The 14,946-nt window shown below is 69.1% G+C and carries 13 protein-coding genes; 10 read left to right on the top strand and 3 right to left on the bottom strand.

All coding sequences use genetic code 11. From position 1 onward, the window contains the following. Positions 1–8 precede the first annotated feature (8 nt). Entirely contained in the window at positions 9–1,067 is a 1,059-nt protein-coding gene (locus H7694_RS15945; protein ID WP_193597407.1) for an LLM class flavin-dependent oxidoreductase, read from the top strand. Positions 1,068–1,218: 151 nt separating this feature from the next. On the opposite strand, the gene H7694_RS15940 is transcribed toward H7694_RS15945, so the two are convergent. From H7694_RS15940 to H7694_RS15930, 3 genes are all read right to left on the bottom strand, one after another. Then, a complete protein-coding gene (locus tag H7694_RS15940; protein ID WP_193597406.1) occupies positions 1,219–1,626 on the bottom strand; it encodes a hypothetical protein in 408 nt (135 codons plus the stop codon). Next, positions 1,623–1,946, bottom strand: coding sequence for a PadR family transcriptional regulator (locus H7694_RS15935; RefSeq protein WP_227468187.1), 324 nt, complete (start codon positions 1,944–1,946; stop codon positions 1,623–1,625). The genes H7694_RS15940 and H7694_RS15935 overlap by 4 nt, the downstream gene beginning before the upstream one ends. Positions 1,947–2,060: 114 nt before the next feature. Beyond that, on the bottom strand, positions 2,061–3,311 hold the full coding sequence (locus H7694_RS15930; protein ID WP_193597405.1) for an FAD-dependent oxidoreductase: 1,251 nt from the start codon (positions 3,309–3,311) through the stop codon (positions 2,061–2,063). A 75-nt stretch (positions 3,312–3,386) separates the two neighbouring features. Between H7694_RS15930 and H7694_RS15925 the strand changes: the two genes are divergently transcribed. From H7694_RS15925 to H7694_RS15885, 9 genes are all read left to right on the top strand, one after another. After that, a complete protein-coding gene (locus tag H7694_RS15925; protein WP_193597404.1) occupies positions 3,387–3,995 on the top strand; it encodes a TetR/AcrR family transcriptional regulator in 609 nt (202 codons plus the stop codon). A 103-nt stretch (positions 3,996–4,098) separates the two neighbouring features. After that, positions 4,099–5,526, top strand: coding sequence for a CCA tRNA nucleotidyltransferase (locus tag H7694_RS15920; protein ID WP_193597403.1), 1,428 nt, complete (start codon positions 4,099–4,101; stop codon positions 5,524–5,526). Positions 5,527–5,686: 160 nt separating this feature from the next. After that, positions 5,687–7,312, top strand: a complete 1,626-nt coding sequence (locus H7694_RS15915) for an ABC transporter substrate-binding protein (protein WP_193597402.1) — start codon at positions 5,687–5,689, stop codon at positions 7,310–7,312. A gap of 144 nt (positions 7,313–7,456) precedes the next feature. Next, positions 7,457–8,530 carry an ABC transporter permease gene (locus H7694_RS15910; RefSeq protein ID WP_193597401.1) on the top strand — a complete coding sequence of 358 codons (1,074 nt, stop codon included), beginning with the start codon at positions 7,457–7,459 and terminating at the stop codon, positions 8,528–8,530. 31 nt (positions 8,531–8,561) lie between these two features. Further along, the gene (locus H7694_RS15905) at positions 8,562–9,569 is read left to right on the top strand and encodes an ABC transporter permease (RefSeq protein ID WP_193599281.1); all 1,008 of its coding nucleotides are present in this window, start codon (positions 8,562–8,564) and stop codon (positions 9,567–9,569) included. A gap of 11 nt (positions 9,570–9,580) precedes the next feature. Next, the gene (locus tag H7694_RS15900) at positions 9,581–11,284 is read left to right on the top strand and encodes a dipeptide ABC transporter ATP-binding protein (protein WP_193599280.1); all 1,704 of its coding nucleotides are present in this window, start codon (positions 9,581–9,583) and stop codon (positions 11,282–11,284) included. Positions 11,285–11,451: 167 nt separating this feature from the next. Then, complete coding sequence (locus tag H7694_RS15895) at positions 11,452–12,789, top strand: GAF domain-containing protein (RefSeq protein ID WP_193597400.1); 1,338 nt, start codon at positions 11,452–11,454, stop codon at positions 12,787–12,789. Positions 12,790–12,914: 125 nt separating this feature from the next. After that, the gene (locus H7694_RS15890) at positions 12,915–14,462 is read left to right on the top strand and encodes an aldehyde dehydrogenase family protein (RefSeq protein ID WP_193597399.1); all 1,548 of its coding nucleotides are present in this window, start codon (positions 12,915–12,917) and stop codon (positions 14,460–14,462) included. Positions 14,463–14,532: 70 nt separating this feature from the next. Further along, a complete protein-coding gene (locus H7694_RS15885; RefSeq protein WP_193597398.1) occupies positions 14,533–14,928 on the top strand; it encodes a DUF779 domain-containing protein in 396 nt (131 codons plus the stop codon). The last annotated feature ends 18 nt before the right edge of the window (positions 14,929–14,946 follow it).

Here is a 14,946-nt window from a genome sequence, read left to right as displayed (position 1 = left end):
AATGCAGCATGAAGGCTTTCGGATTCCTCTCGTTCGGGCACTACGCCGACGTCCCGGGTTCGCTCACGCGCACGGCCGGCGACATGCTCAAGCAGACCATCGAACTGGCCGAGGGGGCCGATGAGATCGGAGTGAACGGTGCGTATGTGCGCGTTCACCACTGGGCGCGGCAGGCGGCGTCGCCCATCCCGCTGCTGACGGCGATGGCCGCACGCACGAAGCGCATCGAGGTCGGCACGGGCGTGATCGACATGCGCTACGAGAACCCGTTCCAGTTCGCCGAGGAGGCGGCCGCCCTCGACCTCATCGCCGACGGGCGCATCGCCCTCGGTGTCAGCCGTGGGTCACCCGAGACCGCGCTGCGCGGTTACGAGACCTTCGGGTTCCACGACGGCGAGGACACCGAGCGCGGCAGCGTGATGGCCCGGGAGAAGTTCGACCTGTTCCTGCGCATCATCGACGGGGAGCGCATCGCCCCGGGTGACCCGCGGATGGTCGGTGCCGGGCAGTACCTGGCCATCGAGCCGCAGTCGCCCACCCTGCGCGATCACATCTGGTGGGGCTCCGGATCCCGCGCCACCGCCGAGACCACCGGGCGGATGGGCCTGAACATGATGAGCTCGACGCTCGTCACCGAGGCGACCGGGCAGCCGTTCCACGAGCTGCAGCGCGAGCAGATCGACCTGTTCCGCGCTGCTTACAAGGAGGCCGGTCACACCGGCGCACCGCGCGTCTCGGTCAGCCGCAGCGTGTTCCCGCTGGTCAGCGACCGCGACCGGGCCTACTTCGGCCTGCGCTCGGCGGAGAACGGCGACCAGATCGGCATCATCGACGGCTACCGCTCCACCTTCGGCAAGACGTACGCCGCCGAGCCGGATGTGCTCATCGAGCAGCTGCGCGCCGACGAGGCGGTCATGGCCGCCGACACGCTCATGCTGACCATCCCGAACCAGCTCGGCCCGGAGTACAACCTGCACGTGCTGCAGGCCTTCGCCGAGCACGTCGCTCCCGCTCTGGGCTGGAAGCCGAACACCGAGGGCCCCGTGCAGGGCGACCCCGTCGCCTGACCCGCGTCGCGCCCCGCGTCGCCCGCACCGCGTCGCTCGACCGGTCCGCACCCCCGAAACACCCGCGAGAAACCACATTCGCCGCGAGAAACCACGCCTGAGCGTGTGTCTCATGCGGAATGTGGTTTCTCAGAGGCGGCGGATGACCCGCTCAGACCCCGGTGCGGCCCCGCACGGGGCTCAGCCGGTCCACGAGGAACCCGGCGAGCACGCCGGCGGCGGCGATCACGACGGCGATCGCCAGGGTCCACGGCGAGCCGAGCAGCGCTCCCGACACGGGTTCGATGCCGAAGGCGAGGCGGCGCACGAGTACGACGCCGAACGAGCCCACGACCCAGGCGATCGCGACGATCACGGCCGTGGCGGTGATGCGGCCGCCGAGCGTGCGGCGCCTGCTCCTGCCGAACGAGGCGGCGTACTCGGCGGGTGCGCCGAACTCCCTCTCGAGGTCCGCGTCATCGGTGCCGTGCGCCTGCACCTCGCGCAGGATCTCGGCGATCTCGGTCTCGTCGCGCCCGCGCAGCCGCAGCTCGAAGGTCAGATCCTGTTCGTAGCTCATCGTCCTTCTCCGTTGATGATCGCGCCCATCCGCGCCCATTCGCGTCTCGCGGCCGACAGCTCGGCCAGCCCGGCGTCGGTGATCGAGAACTCCTTGCGCCCGGGTCCGCTCTCCTCGTGCAGCCATTCGTGGTGCACGAGCCCGCGTTCCTCGAGGCGGCGCAGCAGCGGATACAGCGTGCCGCCCTGGATGCGCTCGAACCCCTGCTCGCGCAGACGTTCGATCAGCGCATAGCCGTGCCCGGGTGCGACGGCGAGCAGCGACAGCACGGCGAGGGGAAGGCCCGCCCTGTCGATCTCGGCTCTCGATCCGCTCGTCACACCTAGATAGTCACACTACTTAGGTAGGGATGCAAACTCCTCGCACCTCTCCCGACCCCGCATCGCCCGCGAGAAACCACATTCGTCGTGAGAAACCACGTCTGAGCGGGTTTTTCATGCGGAATGTGGTTTCTCGGGGGAGCCGGCGGCGGCGAGGGCGGCGGCGGCCTCGGCGTCGGGGTCGGGACGCGTGGCGACCAGGCGCAGGATCGGGCCGAGCGCCGCGCGCACCGACAGCATCCGCATCACCGTCTCGCGCAGCCAGGCGACGACCCGCCCGCGCCGGAACATCAGCTTCGCCAGCATCCGCGAGTTCGACTGCGCGGCCTCGACACGGGGCCGCTCGACCCGCTCCCACGCGGCGAGCACCGCGGGCAGCGTCGCCCGGTCGGCGCGGGCGAGCATCCGCCCCAGCATCCACGCCGATTCGATGGCCATCCCCGCGCCGATCCCCGCGGTCGGCAGGAAACCCGCGGCCGCATCGCCGAGCAGGATGCCGTGCGGCAGCACCCACGACGCCACCCGTGCGTCGTCGAGCCGCCACAGGTACGGATCGGGGTCGGCGGCCACGGCGTCGAGGGATGCCGACAGGCGCGGCCCGAGCTCGTCGACACGGGCGCGCACGGATGCCGCGAACGCGGCGGGCCCGACCTCGAGGTCGGCATCCGGCCCACCCAGGAACACTCCGAGCCTGTCCTTCACGGGGTACATGCCGAGGAAGAAGCCGTCGCCCCACAGCTCCTCACCCAGCGCCGGGTCGCCGCTGTCGTCGGCCCACGCCACCCAGCCCGACCAGCCGGTCTCGACGACTTCGGGCGTTCCGGCGCCGAGCACGGCACGCAGACGCGAGCGGATGCCGTCGGCGCCGACGACGAGATCGAATGCGGCCTGGGCCACCCCGGCGCCGTCCCTATCGACGAAGCGCACCCCGCTCGCATCGGACCGGTCGATCGACAGGCCGAAGGTCACCGGGCATCCGCCGGCGGTGAGTACCTCGATGAGGGCTCCGCGCGAGATCCCGTTGTAGTCGCCGTACACGTTCAGCAGCTCGCCGAGCGGATCCGTGCGCAGCACGCGACCACGATGCGAGCGGAACGAGTACCTCGCCATCGGCGTGCCGGCCGCATGGTACTGCTCGTGGATGCCGAGGTCGACGAACGCCTGATCGACGGTGGGCATGAGCGCGAGCATGTAGCCGGGGTGCTCCATGGCCGGCATCCGGTCGATGAGCACCGGGTGCAGACCGGCGCGTCGCAGCAGCTGCGCGAGGGTGATGCCGGCGATGCCGGCGCCCACGATGAGCACGCGCAGCCGGTCGTCCCGCTGCGCGGCGAGCTGGTCGGCGAGGGATGTGTCGGTGAGCATGATCCTCCTCTGGACCACCTGGTCCAGAATGAACCCTACGCCCGACTGGACCACTCGGTCCAGTAGCCTGGACGCATGACCGAGCTCACCGGAACGCATCGCGACTCCCTCATCGAGGCGACCGTGGCCGAGTTCGCTGACGCCGGCTACGAGGGCGCCTCGCTGAACCGCATCATCCGCGCCGCCGGCATCAGCAAGAGCTCGTTCTATCACGCCGCAGGGTCGAAGGCCGAGCTGTTCGACGCGGTTGTCGAGACGCTCATCGGCGACGTGCGGGCGCGGTGGACGGCACCGGCGCCCGCCTCGTTCGAGGGCGACGACTTCTGGCCGGCCGTCGACCGCGTGCTCGGCGAGCTGGCGACGCTGACCGCGCAGAACCGCGCCCTCGGCCTGCTCGGGCGCATCTTCTACCTGCCCGCCACCGGCGCCGCCGACGCCCGCACCGCCCTGCTCGACAGCGTGCGCGGCTGGGTGCGCGAGGTGCTGAGCGTCGGCGCCGCGAGCGGCGCCGTGCGCGACGACCTTCCCGTCGACGCCCTCGCCGCCGCGACGTTCGGGATGCTGCGGGGCCTTGACGAGTGGGCGCTCAGCACAGAGACGTCCGAGGACCCGGATGCCGCCGGCGCGGCATCCGCCCCCGGCATCCTGCTGCGCGCGATGCTGCAGCCCGCGCCGCACCCCTGACAGCCCCTCCGGCCGCAACGCGGCCGCTCAACTCAGAATCACCACCACCGGATGCCGTCGCACACGCCCGGGCCGCGGCATCCGCCCCGGTAACCTGGAACCCATGCTCAACATGGCCGAGGGCCTCGCCCGACTCGGCGCGCTCGCCGCGGAACCCGTCGTCGCGACGCTCGCCGACGCCTTCGCCGCGGCCGGCTTCGATCTCGCCCTCGTGGGCGGCCCCGTCCGCGATGCCCTGCTGGGCCGGACGACCAACGACCTCGACTTCACCACGAACGCCGAGCCCGACGACATCCTCGCGATCGTCAAGCCGATCGCCACCGCGCACTGGGACATCGGCCGCGCCTTCGGCACGATCGGCGCCCGTGTGCAGGGCGAGCAGGTGGAGATCACCACCTACCGTGCCGACAGCTACGACGGCGTCACCCGCAAGCCCGTCGTCGAATTCGGCGACAGCATCGACGGCGACCTGCTGCGCCGCGACTTCACCGTCAATGCCATGGCGCTGCAGGTGCCCGCCGTGAAGCTGATCGACCCCACCGGCGGGGTCGAAGACCTCGTCGCGGGGCGCCTGCGCACCCCGATCGACCCGGCCGTCAGCTTCGGCGACGATCCGCTGCGGATGCTGCGCGCGGCACGGTTCAGCGCCCAGCTCGGCTTCGACATCGACCCCGACACCCTCGCGGCGATCGAGAAGCTGCGCGAGACGCTGAAGATCGTCAGCCCCGAGCGGGTGCAGGGCGAGATCGTGCGCCTGATGGGCACGCCCGATCCGGTCCGCGGCATCCGCGTGCTGGTCGACACCGGCCTGATCGAGGAGTTCCTGCCCGAGGTCAGTGCGCTGCGCCTCGAGGTCGACGAGCACCACCACCACAAGGACGTCTACGAGCACTCGCTCACCGTGGTCCGCCAGGCGATCGAGCTCGAGCAGACCCGCAACCCCGGCGCCGCGCCCGACGTGCCGCTGCGCCTGGCCGCCCTGCTGCACGACATCGGCAAACCCCGCACGCGCAAGCTCGAGCAGGGTGGTGGGGTGTCGTTCCACCACCACGACGTGGTCGGCGCGCGCATGGTGCGCAAGCGCCTGCAGGCCCTGCGCTTCGACGGCGAGACGACCGACGTCGTGGCGAAGCTCGTCGAGCTGCACCTGCGGTTCTTCGGCTATGCCGAGGGCGCCTGGACCGACAGTGCTGTGCGCCGCTACGTGCGCGACGCCGGTGACGTCGTCGAGCGCCTGCACATCCTCGTCCGAGCGGACGTGACCACGCGCAACAGGCGCAAGGCCGCCCGGCTCGCGTCCGCCTACGACGACATCGAGCGGCGCATCGCCGAGCTGCGCGAGCAGGAGGAGCTCGACAGCATCCGTCCCGAACTCGACGGCAACCGCATCCAGGAGATCCTCGGCATCCCACCAGGGCGCGAGGTCGGCGAGGCCTACCGGTTCCTGCTCGACCTGCGCCTCGACGAGGGTGTGATCGGAGCGGATGCCGCCGAGCAGCGGCTGCGCGAATGGTGGGCGCAGTCCCGCTGAATCGCCGTTGCGGCGGGCTCACACGGCCCCTGAGATCGGTTGCGGTCGGGTCACGATGCGCGGGCAGGGTTTGAGCGTCTCGCGATCACAGGCCTAGATTGGGGCCGGACCGTCTCCACCCGAGACGGTGTTCCGATCCACACAGGGGCAGGAAATTTCAATGAAGAACACCAGGGGCCGACTCGGCCTTGCCATCGGAGCGCTCGGCATCTCGGCGCTCGTCCTCTCCGGCTGCGCCACCAGCACGGCGGAACAGGGCGGGGGCGACGACGACTCCGGCGGAGAGATCATCGTCGGAACCACCGACAAGATCACCTCGATCGATCCGGCCGGCTCGTACGACAACGGCTCGTTCGCCGTGATGAACCAGATCTACCCGTTCCTGATGAACAGCGTGTACGGCACCGCCGAGGTCACGCCCGACATCGCCGAGTCGGCCGAGTTCACCTCGCCGACCGAGTACACCGTCAAGCTGAAGCCGGGCCTGACCTTCGCCAACGGCAACGAGCTCACCTCGAGCGATGTGAAGTTCTCGTTCGACCGGATGGTCAAGATCGCCGACCCCAACGGCCCGTCGTCGCTGCTCGGCAACCTCGCCTCGGTCGAGGCACCCGATGACACCACCGTCGTGTTCACGCTGAAGAACGGCGACGACCAGATCTTCCCGCTGATCCTCTCCAGCCCCGCCGGCCCGATCATCGACGAGGACGTCTTCTCGGCCGACGCCGTCACGCCCGACGACGAGATCATCGCGGGCGAGCCCTTCGCCGGTCAGTACACGATCACCAGCTACACGACCAACGAGCTCGTCGCCTACGCACCGTTCGACGGCTACCAGGGCAACCTCGGCGCCGCCGAGAACGACGGCGTGCAGGTGAAGTACTACGCCGACGCCTCGAACCTGAAGCTCGCGATCGGCAACGGCGACATCGACGTGGCGTACCGCAGCCTGTCGGCCACCGACGTCGAAGACCTCAAGGGCAACGACGACGTCAAGGTCGTCGACGGCCCCGGTGGCGAGATCCGCTACCTCGTCTTCAACTTCAACACCATGCCGTTCGGTGCGACCACGCCCGAGGCCGACCCGGCCAAGGCGCTGGCCGTCCGTCAGGCCATGGCCGACCTCATCGACCGCGACGCGGTCGCGAAGGACGTCTACAAGGACACCTTCGCCCCGCTGTACTCGTTCGTCCCCGAGGGGATGCCAGGTGCGACCCAGCCGCTGAAGGAGCTCTACGGCGACGGCAACGGCGGACCGGACGTCGACAAGGCGACCCAGCGTCTTGCGGATGCCGGTGTGCAGACGCCGGTGACCATCAACCTGCAGTACAACGGCGACCACTACGGACCCTCGTCGGGTGACGAGTACGCGGCGTACAAGACGCAGCTCGAAGAGGGCGGCCTGTTCACCGTCAACCTGCAGCAGACCGAGTGGGTGCAGTACTCCAAGGACCGCACCGCCGACGTCTACCCGGTGTACCAGCTGGGCTGGTTCCCGGACTACTCGGATGCCGACAACTACCTGTCGCCGTTCTTCGTGAAGGACAACTTCATCGTCAACCACTACGACAACCCGGCGGTGAACGACCTCATCGTCAAGTCGCAGACCGAGACCGACGCCGACACCCGCATGGACATGCTCGGCGAGATCCAGGAGATGGTCGCCGGTGACCTGTCGACCCTGCCCATCCTGCAGGGCAAGCAGGTCGCCATCGTCGGCAAGGACGTGAACGGGGCGACGCTCGACGCGTCGTTCAAGTTCCGCTTCGGGCCGCTGACCAAGTGACGCACGACTGACACGGAGACCCTGGGGCGCTGAATCTGACTCGACGCGCCCCAGGGTCTCCGTCTCTTCCGCTGTGCCCTTCGCCACCTCTGCGAAGCGTCCGAACGCGCCACAAGCGCAGTACCCGAGCAGTAAGGTTCCACCATGTCGGCCGATGTCGCCACACCAGTCATCGAGGCGCGCAGTCCCTCCAAAGGGGGAGGGCTCTGGCGCTACATCCTGATCAGACTCGTGCTGATCATCCCCACCGTCTTCATCCTCGTCACCACGGTCTTCTTCCTGATGCGGATCACCGGAGACCCGATCACCGCGGCCCTCGGCGGCCGCCTCCCACCGGATCAACTCGCCCAGCGCGTGCACGACGCCGGCTACGACCGGCCGCTGATCGTGCAGTACTTCGAATACCTCGGCGGCGTGTTCCGCGGTGACTTCGGCACCACGATCACCGACCGCCGCCCTGTGATCGAGATCCTGCTGCAGTACGGCTCGGCCACCCTCGAGCTGGCGATCTACGCCCTCATCGTGGCCCTGCTGATCAGCATCCCGCTCGGTCTGGTCGCGGCGTACCGCCGTGACCGCTGGCAGGATGCCGTGCTGCGCGTCATGGCGATCCTCGCCTACGCGACGCCGATCTTCTTCGCCGGCCTGCTGCTCAAACTCGTCTTCTCGGTGTGGCTGGACTGGCTGCCCGTCTCGGGCCGGGGCAGCACCCGCACCGAGCTGCTGATGGCCGGTGTCGACACCCCGACCGGCATCTACCTGCTCGATGCGATCCGCCTGGGCAACTCCGCCGCGATCGGCGATGTGCTGCAGCACGCCATCCTGCCCGCCATCGCGCTGGGCCTGCTGACCGCCGGAGTGTTCCTGCGGCTGATCCGCACGAACGTCATCGGCACCCTGGGGCAGCAGTACGTCACCTCGGGTCGCTCCCGCGGGGTCAGCGAGTACCGCCTGATCACCAAGCACGCCTACCGGCCCGCGCTCATCCCGATCATCACCGTGATGGGCATGCAGATCGCCCTGCTGCTGGCAGGCGCCGTGCTCACCGAGACGACCTTCGAATGGAAGGGCATCGGCTTCATGCTCGCCGAGTACCTGAAGGCGCGCGACTTCGTCGCCGTGCAGGGAATCGTGGTGATGATCGCCGTCGTCGTCGCCGTGACGAACTTCATCGTCGACATCGTCGCCGCGTTCATCGACCCGAGGGTGAGGTACTGACATGACCTGGACTCCGGAGACCCGCGAGGACATGCCCACCCCGAAGACCGAGGCGCTCGCCGCCGTGCCGCCGCGCAAGCGGCACTGGAGCGAGCGGGTACCGGTCGTCTCGCAGCTGCGGCAGAGCGTCGGGCTGCAGCGCGGGATGCTGATCACGGGCCTGGTCATCACGGCCGTGTTCGTCATCGTCGCGCTCATCGCCCCGCTGATCGCGCCCTACTCCTGGGCGCAGCAGACCGCCGACGGCGCCTCGTTCGGCACCCGGCAGGCACCCAACGCCACGAACCTGCTCGGCACGACCGTGTCGGGCTTCGACGTGCTGTCGAGGGTGATCTGGGGAGCGCAGACCGCGCTGCTGGTCATCATCGCCGCGATCGCCTGCTCGATCTTCATCGGCATCGCGCTCGGCCTGCTCTCGGGCTACTTCGGCGGCTGGCTCGACCGGGTGCTCGTCGTGGTCGCCGACGCGATCTACGCCTTCCCGTCGCTGCTGCTCGCGATCGTCATGTCGATCGTCATCAGCCGCGGGCAGTCCACGCTGCTGGGCGGCATCATGGCCACCGCGATCGCCATCACGGTGGTGTTCGTGCCGCAGTACTTCCGGGTGGTGCGCTCCGAGGTCGTGCGCGTGCGCGCCGAACCGTTCGTCGACTCGGCCAAGGTGATCGGGGTGCCCACGCACCGCATCCTGCTGCGTCACGTGCTGCGCAACTCGACGCGCTCGCTGCCGGTGATCATCACCCTGAACGCCTCCGAGGCGCTGCTGACCCTCGCGGGCCTGGGCTTCCTGGGCTTCGGCATCGAGGCGACCGCCGCCGCCGAGTGGGGTTACGACCTCAACCGTGCGATGAGCGACGTCACCAGCGGCATCTGGTGGACCAGCGTCTTCCCGGGTGTGGCCATCGTGCTGGTGGTGCTCGGCGTGACCCTGGTCGGCGAGAGCCTGAACGACCTGAGCGACCCGCGGCTGCGCACCCGCCGTCGTGCGGGAGCGAAGAAGCAGGCCACCACCACCGCGAGCGAAGGAGCGCAGTCGTGACGAACGCGCCGATGGAAGTGGCCGAGATCCGAGACCTGCGGGTCGTGTTCGCCACCGATGACGAGCCGGTCGAGGCCGTCAAGGGCATCTCGCTCAGCGCGCACGCGGGCGAGGTGCTCGCGATCGTCGGCGAGTCCGGCTCCGGCAAGACCGTCACCGCGAACACCCTGCTCGGACTGCTGCCCGAGACCGCCACCACGACCGGCGCGGTGATCGTCCGCGGGCGCACGGGTGACGAGACCGACATCGTCCACGCCGGGCAGCATCGCCTGAGGGAAATGCGCGGGCGGGATGCCGCGATGGTGTTCCAGGAGCCGTCGACCGCGCTGAACCCGGTGTACACCGTGGGGTGGCAGATCGCCGAGGGCCTGCGCGCGCACACGAAGATCTCGAAGAAGGATGCCAGGACGCGCGCCATCGACATGCTGCGCCGCGTCGGCATCCCCGAGCCCGAGCAGCGGGTCGACCACTACCCGCATCAGTTCTCCGGCGGGCAGAAGCAGCGCATCGTCATCGCGATGGCCCTGGTGCTGGATGCCGGGCTGATCCTCGCCGACGAGCCGACCACGGCCCTCGACGTCACGGTGCAGGCCGAGATCCTCGAGCTGCTGCGCACCTGCCGCGACGAGTTCGGTGCGACGATCGTGCTGATCACTCACAACATGGGTGTGGTGGCCGACCTGGCCGACCGTGTGGTCGTCATGTACCAGGGTGACATCGTTGAGGAGGCGCCCGTCGCCGAGCTGTTCGCGAACCCCCGCGAGGAGTACACCCGCAAGCTGCTGGCTGCCGTGCCGCATGTCGGTCAGGGCAAGTCGGCGACCGCTCCGGCGGCGTCGGCCGCGGTCACCCCGGATGATGAGCAGCACGTCGCACCGCCGGCGCCCGAGGGCAGCCTCATCGTCGCGACCCGTGCCGAGATCGGCTACCCCGGACGCTTCGGACGCAACTCGGTCATCGCCGTGAAGGGCATCGACTTCCATGTCGGTCCCGGCGAGGTCGTGGGTCTGGTCGGCGAGTCCGGTTCGGGCAAGACGACGATCGGGCGCGCGGTCGTGGGCCTGACCACGGTGCTCGGCGGCTCGCTGACGGTGCTCGGGCAGGAGATGCGCGGCGTGAAGAACCGCACGCTCGCCCCGCTGCGTCCGCAGATCGGGTTCGTCTTCCAGGACCCGGCGACGAGCTTCAACCCGCTGCTGACGATCGCCGAGTGCATCGCGGAGCCGCTGATCGTGCACGGTCGCGCGTCGAGCCTGCAGTCCGCGCGGACGCGAGTGAACGAGTTGCTGGATGCCGTGCGGCTGCCGGTCAACTTCGGTGACCGCTATCCGCACGAGCTCTCCGGCGGCCAGCGCCAGCGCGCCTCGCTGGCCCGTGCGCTCGCGCTGGATCCGAAGCTGCTGATCGCTGACGAGCCGACCAGCGCACTGGACGTCTCGGTGCAGGCGACGGTTCTGGAGCTGTTCGTGCAGCTGCAGGCGGAGCTCGGCTTCGCGTCGCTGTTCATCAGTCACGACCTCGCGGTGATCGATGCGGTCGCGGACCGGATCATCGTGCTGCAGCAGGGCCGCATCATGGAGCAGGGCACCACCGCCCAGGTGCTCGGCGACCCGCGCGACCAGTACACCCGCGAGCTGCTGACGGCCCTGCCCGTGCCCGACCCGGTGGCCCAGGCAGAGCGGCGTGCGCAGTGGCAGGCGGTGCGCCGGCACTGAGCCGGCGCCGGCTCGGGAGGAGAACTCACGGATCGGAGGAGGCTTGAGCCGGATTCCTCCTCCCGAGCGGGAGAACTCCTCCCGAAACCGGTGCGCATGACGGGGATTCCGACGCATGCGCATTCGATCTACACTAGGCAGACCCGTCAGCGCCGATCGGAGGCCCCGTGCCGTCTCCCTGGTCCTCATCGCGCGACCACTCGCCGGAGACCTCGCGCCTCATCATCGAGCGTGCGCATGAGGAGCTGGTCGCAGGGAACCTCGATGACCAGCGGCTGCAGCAGGTCCGCCCTTTGGTGCGCGAGTCCTGGGAGCGCGCTTGGCAGAGCAAGGTCGGCGCGCAGGATCTGCCTCGGCTGGACTTCTCGCAGGAGGCGCTGGACGCATACCGCACCGGGCATCCGTTGGCCGGGGCGATGGCGCTCATCCGCGCATTGCTGCTGCCCGGCGAGCCGGGAGACTCCGGCGTCGTCGTGGCGGTCGGCGACCACGCGGGGCGGCTGCTGTGGGTCGAGGGCGACCTGCGTCAGCGGATGCTGTCGGGCGAGATGGGCTTCGTGGAGGGCGCCAACTGGTCGGAGGGGATGGTCGGCACGGCCGCGCCCGGGACGGCGCTGGCGCTCGGAGAGTCGGTCCAGATCCACCGAGCAGAGCACTACAACCGGCTCGTCCAGCCCTGGTCGTGCACGGCGGCACCCGTCTTCGATCCGGAGACCCGGCGCATCCTCGGTGTCATCGACGTGACCGGTGGCGACGAGGCCGTGACGCCGCAGGCCCGGATGCTGGTGGATGCGACCGCGCGTGCCGTGGAGGCGGAGTTGATGGTCACCCGCCTGCGTGCCAGAGCGGAGGCACCACCATCCTCGGCATCCCCTCCCCGCCGCGCGATGCGCGACGGCGTGCAGCGCGCACAGCTGCAGGTGCTCGGTCGCGACCGTGCCCGGCTGGAGGCGGGCGGGGTCGAAGTCGAGGCGCGCATCGTGGAGCTCAGCGCCAGGCACGCCGAGATCCTGCTCATGCTCGCCGTGCACCGTCAGGGCTTGTCTGCTGAGCGTCTGGCCGAGCTGGTCTATGGAGAGAACGCCTCGCCGGAGACCCTGCGGCCCGAGATGGTGCGGCTGCGGAAGGTGCTGGAGCGGCTGTCGCCCGACCTCGTGCCCCAGTCGCGGCCGTACCGACTGCCGATCGTGCTGGAGACCGACGCGCAGAACGTGCTCTCGCTGCTCGACCGCGGCGCGCACCGGGTGGCACTGTCGGCCTATCGCGGACCGGTGCTGCCCGATTCGGACGCGCCAGGCGTGATCGAACTGCGCGAGAGCCTGCGCGGCACGCTGCGCGAGACGATGCTCACCGAGGCGAGCGTGGACGTGCTGCTGGCCTACGCCGACATCCCCGAAGGCGCAGAGGATGCCGAGGTGCTGCGGCTCTGCCTGGAGATGCTGCCCGCGCGCTCGCCGCGCCGCGCCGGACTGGTGAGCAGGATCGAGAAGCTCGACCGGCAGTGACGGCACCGCCCCGGCGGACCCGCGTGCAACCCGATGCAACGTGACGCACGGGAGTGCAACCTCGTGCGACGTACCGTCGTCACCATCGAGCGGCATCGGAGCCGCCGGATGTCGAAGGAGACGCCATGACCATCGTCGAAGAGAGCGTGTCGACCGCCTATGCCGCCCCCGGGCAGCCCGGAGCGGCCGCTAACTACCGCCCACGCTACGGGCACTACATCGGCGGCGAGTTCGTCGACCCCGCCAAGGGGCAGTACTTCGAGAACATCAGCCCCGTCAACGGAAAGCCGTTCACCGAGGTCGCCCGCGGCACCGCCGAGGACATCGACCGCGCTGTCGCCGTCGCCTGGAAGGCCTTCGAGTCGTGGAAGCGCACGTCGCCTGCGGAGAGGTCGGTGATCCTGAACCGCATCGCCGACCGCATGGAGGAGAACCTCGAGGCCATCGCCGTCGCCGAGACGTGGGAGAACGGCAAGCCGGTCCGCGAGACGCTCGCCGCCGACATCCCGCTCGCGATCGACCACTTCCGCTACTTCGCCGGTGTCCTGCGTGCGCAGGAGGGCGGCATCAGCCAGCTCGACGAGAACACCGTCGCGTATCACTTCCACGAACCCCTCGGCGTGGTCGGCCAGATCATCCCGTGGAACTTCCCGATCCTCATGGCCGTCTGGAAGCTGGCTCCCGCACTCGCCGCCGGCAACTGCGTCGTCATCAAGCCGGCCGAGCAGACACCGGCATCCCTCCTGTTCCTGTTCGAGATCATCGGCGACCTGCTTCCGGTCGGCGTCGTGAACATCGTCAACGGCTTCGGGATCGAGGCGGGAGCCCCGCTCGCGCAGCACAAGCGCATTCGCAAGGTCGCGTTCACGGGTGAGACCACCACCGGGCGGCTGATCATGCAGTACGCCTCGCAGAACCTGATCCCGGTCACGCTGGAGCTCGGGGGCAAGAGCCCGAACGTGTTCTTCGAGGACGTCGCCCGAGAGGACGATTCGTTCTACGACAAGTCTCTCGAGGGCTTCGCGATGTTCGCGCTGAACCAGGGCGAGGTCTGCACCTGTCCCTCGCGCGCCCTCATCCAGCGCTCGATCTACGACGGCTTCCTCTCCGACGGTCTCGAGCGCGTCGGCAAGGTGATCCAGGGAAACCCGCTGGACCCGGCGACGATGATCGGGGCGCAGGCGTCCAACGACCAGCTCGAGAAGATCCTCAGCTACATCGACATCGGAAAGCAGGGCGGTGCGCGGTTGCTCACCGGCGGCGAGCGGGTGGACCTCGGCGGAGACCTCAGTGGCGGCTACTACGTCGCGCCGACCGTCTTCGAGGGCACGAACGACATGCGCATCTTCCAGGAGGAGATCTTCGGGCCGGTGCTGTCGGTGACCAGCTTCAACGACTTCGACGATGCGATCTCGATCGCCAACGACACCCTGTACGGTCTGGGGGCCGGCGTCTGGAGCCGCAGCGGCGACACCGCATATCGTGCGGGTCGCGCGATCGAGGCCGGTCGCGTCTGGACGAACACGTACCACCAGTACCCGGCGCACGCCGCGTTCGGCGGGTACAAGCAGTCCGGTGTCGGGCGCGAGAACCACAAGATGATGCTCGACCACTACCAGCAGACGAAGAACCTGCTGGTCTCGTACGCGGAGGGCCCGATGGGCTTCTTCTGATCGACCTCCGGGTGGGAGCCGACGGCTCCCACCCGGATTCCATACTCGCGGGTGCAGAGAGGACAGGACCATGGTCAGCATCGGCACGTATCAGCGGGTGGATGTCACGGATGCCGCGGCATCCCTCATCCGAGATCTCACATCGCAGCACGGCCCCCTGATGTTCCACCAGTCGGGCGGATGCTGCGATGGGTCGTCGCCGATGTGCTATCCGGTGGGCATGTTCATCACCGGTGCGGGAGACGTGAAGCTCGGCGAGCTCGACGTGGGCCTGGATGCCGCAGTCGAGATGTTCATGTCGGAGGCGCAGTTCGAGTACTGGAAGTACACGCACCTCACCGTCGACGTCGTCCCGGGCCGTGGTGCCGGCTTCAGCGTCGAGGGCCCGACCGGTATGCGGTTCATGATCAGGTCGCGGATGCTGAACGACGCGGAGCTGGAGTACTTCGGCTTCACGCGCGAGTAGGCGCTTCCCCTGCCCGTG

This window comes from Microbacterium sp. YJN-G (genome assembly GCF_015040615.1).
Taxonomy (GTDB): Bacteria; Actinomycetota; Actinomycetes; order Actinomycetales; family Microbacteriaceae; genus Microbacterium.
This window is presented reverse-complemented; position numbering and strand designations above follow the sequence as displayed.